The organism is Anaerotruncus sp. DFI.9.16 (assembly GCF_024461615.1).
Lineage (GTDB): Bacteria > Bacillota > Clostridia > Oscillospirales > Ruminococcaceae > Anaerotruncus > Anaerotruncus massiliensis.
In genome coordinates this window covers 1-6967 of the sequence record NZ_JANFZX010000089.1, presented here as the reverse complement: position 1 = coordinate 6967, position 6967 = coordinate 1, and the positions used below count along the sequence as shown (strand labels likewise).

Below are 6967 nucleotides of genomic sequence, written 5' to 3'. Positions count from 1 at the left end.
GACTTTGGCCGAAGGCCAACCGGAGGCGGCGCGGGGGTCAAGGGGGCGCAGCCCCCTGCGGTTTCTTTCCCCTATTTCTTGGGCGGCCAAGAAATAGGGCCGCCCGCCGGGGCGGGACCCGGCAAATCTCCGCCGCCGAAGGCGGCTCCCCTTAGCCCTCCGGAGGAGGGCGATAAAAAGCTCCGCCGCTCATTGAGCGGCAAATCTATAACGGCTCCCCGGAGGGGGCTTCCCCCTCCTCCAGCAGGGCGGCTGCGGCGGAATCGGGCAGCGCGCTGACCTGCGCGAGACGGCGCTGGATGGCGCGGGTGCGCACGCCGACGAGCTTGTCCAGTTCGCTGTTGGCCTGTTCGAGCCGCTGCTGGGCGGCGCCGAGCACGTCGCCGAACCGCTCAAACTCGGTCTTGACCGCGCCGAGCACCTGCCAGACCTCCCCCGACCGCTTCTGGATTGCGAGGGTCCGGAAGCCCATCTGAAGGCTGTTGAGCAGGGCGGCCATTGTGGTCGGGCCGGCGACGCTCACCTTATAGTCGCGCTGGAGCGGCTCAAGCAGGCCGAGCTGGAGCACCTGCGCGTAAAGCCCCTCGAAGGGCAGGAACATGACGGCGAAATCGGTGGTGCGGGGCGGGTCGAGGTATTTGTCGCGGATGTCCCGCGCGAAGGATTTGACCCGCGCGGCAAGCGCCGCCGACGCGGCGGTGATCTCGGCGGGGTCGCCCTGCTCGTAGGCGTCGGTCAGGCGGACATAGGCGTCCGCCGGGAACTTGGCGTCGATCGGCAGGTAGACGGGCTCCTCCCCGTCCCCCGGCAGCACGACCGCGTATTCGACGGGATTGCGGCTGTCGCGGCGGGTGGAGAAATTGGTCTTGTACTGGTCGGGCGAAAGGATCTGCTCAAGGATCGCGCCGAGCTGGACCTCCCCGAGCACGCCGCGCGTCTTGACGTTGGAGAGCACCTTCTTGAGATCGCCCACGCCCGAGGCAAGGGTCTGCATCTCGCCGAGGCCCTTATAGACCTGCTCGAGCCGCTCGCTCACCAACTTGAAGGACTGGCCGATGCGGCTTTCGAGCGTCTGCTCGAGCTTTTCATCGACCGTCTTGCGCATCTCCTCGAGCTTTTTGGCGTTGTCCTCCTGGAGGGAGGAGAGCCTGTTCTCCACCGTCGTGCGGATGCCCGAGAGCTGTTCGCCGCTCTGGGTGGTGAAGCTCTGGAACCGCGCGTCCACGCTGCGCATGAGCTCCGCGACCGTCTTTTGCAGGCTGTCCTGCCGCATCCCCAGTTCGCGGGACATCTGCTGCTGGTTGCTCGCCAGCGCCTGCCCGAGCGCGTTCACCGAACGGGTGATGTTCTGCGCGCTCTCCTGCCGCGACTGGCGCGACTCCTCGATGAGCACGCCGCGCAGCCGGTCGAGCTCCTCCCGCATGGGGCCGAGCCCCTCTTCCCTCCGGCGGTATTTCGCCGCCATGACCGCGGCGACGATTGCCGCGGCGCACGCGCCCGCCGCAAAGAGCGCGGCGGCCCACAATAAAACCTGGTCCATGATATCCCCCTTTACCGGACGGTCCCGGTTCGGTCAAAAAATGCGCCCGCCGCCGGCGGGCCGCAGAAAACGCTGTTCCAATCAGAGGATATTATAGCATGTTTTTCTTCCCCCGAAAAGGGCTTCCCGTTCGCTTCCGAAACATTTTGCGCCTGTCCCTTCCCTTTCCCCGGCAGAGAAACGGGAGGGGCCGCCTTTTAGGCGGCAGCCCCTCCCGCTTTCCAATACAGTACTTACAGTACCTACAGTACCTACAGCCAGATTCCGGTTGAAAAGGACCCCGGATTTTTCCTCTTCGGACGGGCGTTCGCGGGAACGTGCCCTCCAAAACGGGGTTGCCGGTTTCGGGTAGTACCGTGGACAGTTTCGGCTAGCGAGGTGCCCCGATCCGGATGGCGGCGTGGGCAGTTCCGGTGAGTCCGCCCCGTGCGCGCGCGTGATATAATAGAGGTGCGGATGGGGCGCCGGCTGAAAGATCAGGAATATGGACGAAATCGTCCGTCCGGGCGCAGAAACCGGAGCATCCGGGAGATCATTCGAATTCCGGGAGGAATGGTACCCAGTTTCGGTGAGCCTCCCCTCCCCTTCCCCAACAGGGACGGTCCGTCCGGACCCGCGGATTGCCGTAAACCCGGGATTTTGCGCGGATTGCGGGGTTTTGGGGAAAACTGCGTACCATTTTCGGGCGGCGGTGAAATCGGGAGGAATCCGGAGGATCGGGGAGAAAACGCGGGATAAACACGGGTTCATATCCCGGAAGGTACCCAGTTTCGGTGAGCCGGGCACCCTTGTGAGCGGTCCGCACTCGCCAAAGTCCCCCAAACGGTACCCGTTTTCGGGGAGTCTCCCAAAACTGCGTACCTTCCGCCGCGTGGCCCGGAGATTATACGCAAGGGAATTCCTTTACATCCTCCGGACGCTCATTTCCCAAAAACAGAACGCCATAAAAACCGGAGAAAACGGAAGGAATCCGGAGAGATCGGCGCACCATTTCAAATGGAAAAGCAGACGGTACCCACTTTCGGATAGTATCATTTCCCGTAAAATTACCGGATGTAATTTTATGGACAGGCCCCTGTTCGGCAGGAAAAACGGACCGCATGGAAAATGGGAGAAATCACGAGAGATCAGAAGAAAAACGCGGATAAACGCGGGATGAAAGAAGCGACGGTACCCAGTTTCGGTGAGCGGGGACCGTGCGGGGCACCGGAAACGCTGTACAGCCGTTCGGCTTTACAGGCTAAAGCCCCAGAATCTTCCGCAGGATGTCGTTGACCAGCTTGCTGTCGGTCACCTTCTGGGCGACCGCCGCGCGGTGCAGCGCGTCGATGACGGCGGCGTCGAGGTAGAAGGTTTTGTTCTTCGCCATGCGCCCCTCGTCCCGCACGATGAATTCGGTCAGGTCGACGGGCGGCGCGGCGGGCCTGGGTTGCCTGGCGGCGCGCGCGCGGGGCGCGGGCTGCTCGGCGGGCGGTTCCGCCGCTTTGGGCGCGGGAGCCGCTGCCGCCTCCGGCTGCTCCGCAGGGATTGCGGCGGGCGCCGTCTGCGGGGTCTCCTGCGCGGCGGGCGCCGCCGCCGGCGCTTCCTGTGCGGGGGTCTCCCCTCCCCCGGCGGGCTTCGCCGCGCGGGCCGGATGCTGCCGCATCTCCTTCGCCTGACGTTCCAAAACGCTCTTGGTAAACTTGTTTGCCATGAGTATGACCTCCCTGCCGGGGATTATTCCCTCCGGGCGCGTTTTCCCGGGATTCCCCGCTGCATCGATTTTCTATTAGAAGTTCTATTCGCTTATATATGCGCGAATAGAACCTCGCGTGCAAGGACGATTATAACACGCCGCGCGCGAGCATTTCGTCGACAAGGGACGCGATCGCGTCGCAGCCCTTGGAGCGCAGGTCGTAGATCGAGATCGGCACGGCGGCCAGCTCGCTCTCGGTAATGCGGACGTTGCGCGGGATGACCGTCTCGAAGAGGATGGGGCGCAGGTCCTCGGTGTCGGGCGAGGTGCGCAGGTATTCGAGGTAGTCGGCGGAGAGCTTGTTGCGGCTGTCGAAGTCGTTGACGATGAAGCCCTTGATGTTGTCCTCCCGGCGCAGGCGTTTGCGGGCCTCCTCCCACAGCGCGATGAAGAGCTGCGCGCCCTCGATCGCGTTCATCGAAACGTCGCTCACGAGCAGGATGGCGTCGGACGCCAGGAAGGCGTTCTGATTGACGATCGACATGCTGGGGTTGGTGTCGATGAGGATGTAGTCGTATTGGTCGAAAAATGCTTTGTGGTCGCTCAAATAGTTCGAGAGGATCTGCTCCCGCCCGGCGACCGACGCGATCTTGAGCTCCGACTTGTGCAGAAAGATCGACCCGGCGATCATGTCGAGCAGCGGCAGGCGGTCGATGGGGCTTTTGATGACGAGCTGGTCCGGCTCGGGCTGCGCCTCCTCGAGGTTGTAGACGTCGTAGGTGGTGAGCAGGTCGGGCTGGGTGCGGTCGATGCCCATATTGTTGGTGAGGTTGCCCTGCAGGTCGGAATCGATGACCAGCACGCGGTAGCCGAGCTGGGAGAGGATGCCGCCGATGTTGAAGCAGAGCATCGTTTTGCCGACGCCGCCCTTGAGGGTCCCGAAGGTGATGATCTTTCCCATGAGGAAGCCTCCCGTAGATTCGCGATTCGATGCGCGAACAGATTTGCGATTCGATTGATGCATACATTATAGCACACATTCGTGAAGAGATGCAAGCATCTATGAAAAATTACATTTGTGAATATCATCGTTAACATCAGATAGAATTGATTTGATTATGGATTATAAAATGCATAAACGAATGCATTCTATAATATAAAATCTATTGGATGAATAGAGTTTCTAATAGATTAGCGAATATACAAGCCTTGCGGACGCGCGGCGCCTGTGGTAAACTGGAAGGGAAAATGGGGGAATCATGATGAATCAGAACGACCGGCTGCTCGACGAACTGCGCGGATACCTGCCCGAATACATGGCTCAGAAGCGGATGGTGGTGGGGCGCGGCAAAAAGCTCATCCGCTGCATCAATCCGCAGCACAGCGACTCCACGCCCAGCATGTCCTACTATCCCAAGACGAAAAAGCTCCACTGCTTCGGCTGCGGGGCGACCTACGACCTCTTCGACGTGATCCGCATGGACTATCCCGACTGCGACAGCTTCCCGCGCCAGGTGAAGAAGGCGTGCGAGCTCTTCGGCGTGCCCTTTCCGGAGGACTTCGGCCGGGACCCGGCGGCGTCCCCGGCGCCCCGCGCGGGGGCGCGCGCCGACGCCGCCCCCGCGGGCGCCGCGCCCCTCCGGGCGCTCACGCCCGCGGCCCGGATCTCCCCCCCGGCCCCGGAGGAGCCCGCCGAACCGCCCGCCGACTACGGCGCGCTGGTGGAGGAGGGGCTGCGCAGGTACGGCGCGGGCGGGGCGTATTTTGCGGCGCGGGGCATCCCGCAGCGGCTCTGCGAAAAATACAGCCTCTGGCAGGACGGGGAGCGCGCCTGGATGCCGGTGAGGGCGGGCGGGCGCTGGGCCTGCTACTGCGCGCGCGCCCTGCGGGAGGAGACGAAGCCGCGCTATAAGAACAGCCCGGGCGCGATGGAGCTTTTTGGCGGGGACCATCTCGCCGGGGAAGGGGAGGGGAGGGCCCTCTTCATCACCGAGGCGATCTTCGACGCGCTGTCGGTGGAGGCGTGCGGCTACCAGGCGCTTGCGCTCTGCGGCGCGGGCAACACCCGCAAATTCCTCTCGCTCTGCGCGGCGAACCCCGCCGCCGCCAACTCCTACACCTTCTTCGCGGCGGGGGACAACGACGAGGCGGGCAGGCGGATGAACGCGGCGGTCCGGGAGGGGCTGGCGGAATTGGGGATCTCCTGCGGCGCGGTGGAGTGGCCGGAGGGGGCCAAGGACGCGAACGAGCTGCTCCTGCGCGACCCCGACGCGCTGCACGCCGCGCTTGACGCGGCGGCCAACGCCGACCGGTATGAATACGAGCGGAAAAACGCCGCCTCCGCCGTGGGGGAGCTGCTCGACCTGTCGGTCAAACGGGCGAGCCGCAGCGCGGTGCCGACCGGCTTTCCCGCGCTCGACGACCTGCTTGACGGGGGGCTTTACGCGGGGCTCTATATTATTGGGGCGATCTCCTCCCTCGGCAAGACCTCCTATCTGCTCCAGATCGCCGACAGCATCGCGGCGGCGGGCTCCGACGTGCTCTATTTTTCCCTCGAGATGTCCAAGCTCGAGCTGATGGCCAAGAGCATCTCCCGCATCAGCTACCGGCTCGACCCGTCCGCCGAGCGGAGCGACGCGTTTACGGCGCGGCAGGTGCTGCGGCTCGACCTCGGCATGGACGAGCGGCGCGCCGCGCTGCTTTCCGCCGCTGTGGAGGCGTATAAAAAGACGGGGGAGCGCCTCTATTATAAGGAGGGGCTCATGGATATCGGCGTGCAGGAGGTGCGCGCGGCAGTGCGCGAGCACATCCGCCTGCGGGGCCGTCGCCCGGTCGTCTTTGTCGACTACCTGCAAATTTTGAAGCCCTCCGATCCGCGCGCCACCGACAAGCAGAACACCGACCGTGCGGTCGTCGAGCTCAAACGGATCAGCCGCGACTTCGACATCCCCGTCTTCGCGGTCAGCAGCTTCAACCGCGAAAACTACCGCAACGCCGTGTCGATGGAGGCGTTCAAGGAGTCGGGCGCGGTCGAGTACTCGTCCGACGTGCTCTTCGGGCTCCAGCTGGCCGGGGCGGGGGAGCAGGGCTTCGACGTGAACGCCGCCAAGGCGCGCAGCCCGCGCGCCGTCGAGCTCGTCATGCTCAAGAACCGCAACGGCGTGCCCTACGCGAAGATCGAGTACGCCTACAACGCGAAGTTCAGCTATTTCGGCGAAGGGAGCGCGCGTCACTTTGGCCCCCGACCAAAGTGACGTTAAGGAAGGGGAGCGCGCGTCACTTTGGCTCCCCGACCAAAGTGACGTTAAGGAAGGGGAGCGCGCGTCACTTTGGCTCCCCGACCAAAGTGACGTTAAGGAAGGGCGGGACTGCCCGACGCTTCGCGTCGGAGCGCCGCTTCGCGGCGACGCCCGTCCGGCGCGCTTCATGGAGGGGGGCGGGACGCCCCCCTCCATGGGCCACCCCCTGATTTTCTGCACGCATGAGCGGCCGCCCCTGCGGGCGGCCGCCTGTTTTTTCCTCGATTTCAATACATAAGGTATAATGGCTGCACAGAAATTACAATTCGGTAACATTTTAGAGATAGAAGTTACAAATTGGTTACAAAATTGCTTGACTTTTCCTCCTGCCTGCTCTATACTAGGATTCAACAGGGAAATGGCTGGAGAGTGTTTCCTGTGTTAAAACTGAAATTCAAAATTTAGGAGGAGATTTACCGATGAAAAAGTTACTGGCGGTCGTTCTGGCTGCTG

4 protein-coding genes are annotated in these 6967 nt (G+C 63.1%); 1 reads left to right on the top strand and 3 read right to left on the bottom strand.

The window, feature by feature from the left end; genetic code table 11:
• Positions 1 to 205 precede the first annotated feature (205 nt).
• The 3 genes from rmuC to NE609_RS16420 all read right to left on the bottom strand — a co-directional run bounded on the left by rmuC (position 206) and on the right by NE609_RS16420 (position 4176).
• A complete protein-coding gene (gene rmuC, locus NE609_RS16430; protein WP_256153136.1) occupies positions 206 to 1540 on the bottom strand; it encodes a DNA recombination protein RmuC in 1335 nt (444 codons plus the stop codon).
• Positions 1541 to 2780: 1240 nt separating this feature from the next.
• Positions 2781 to 3233, bottom strand: a complete 453-nt coding sequence (locus tag NE609_RS16425) for a hypothetical protein (protein ID WP_256153135.1) — start codon at positions 3231 to 3233, stop codon at positions 2781 to 2783.
• 130 nt (positions 3234 to 3363) lie between these two features.
• Positions 3364 to 4176 (bottom strand): ParA family protein, encoded by an 813-nt coding sequence (locus NE609_RS16420; protein ID WP_158595715.1) that lies wholly within the window; start codon positions 4174 to 4176, stop codon positions 3364 to 3366.
• 301 nt (positions 4177 to 4477) lie between these two features.
• Between NE609_RS16420 and NE609_RS16415 the strand changes: the two genes are divergently transcribed.
• The gene (locus NE609_RS16415) at positions 4478 to 6469 is read left to right on the top strand and encodes a DnaB-like helicase C-terminal domain-containing protein (protein ID WP_256153134.1); all 1992 of its coding nucleotides are present in this window, start codon (positions 4478 to 4480) and stop codon (positions 6467 to 6469) included.
• Positions 6470 to 6967 lie beyond the last annotated feature (498 nt).

Bases quoted from the DNA above. Each gene is read 5' to 3' on its own strand.
- NE609_RS16425 (WP_256153135.1), bottom strand. From the start codon at position 3,233: ATGGCAAACAAGTTTACCAAGAGCGTTTTGGAACGTCAGGCGAAGGAG.
- rmuC (WP_256153136.1), bottom strand. From the start codon at position 1,540: ATGGACCAGGTTTTATTGTGGGCCGCCGCGCTCTTTGCGGCGGGCGCG.
- NE609_RS16420 (WP_158595715.1), bottom strand. From the start codon at position 4,176: ATGGGAAAGATCATCACCTTCGGGACCCTCAAGGGCGGCGTCGGCAAA.
- NE609_RS16415 (WP_256153134.1), top strand. From the start codon at position 4,478: ATGAATCAGAACGACCGGCTGCTCGACGAACTGCGCGGATACCTGCCC.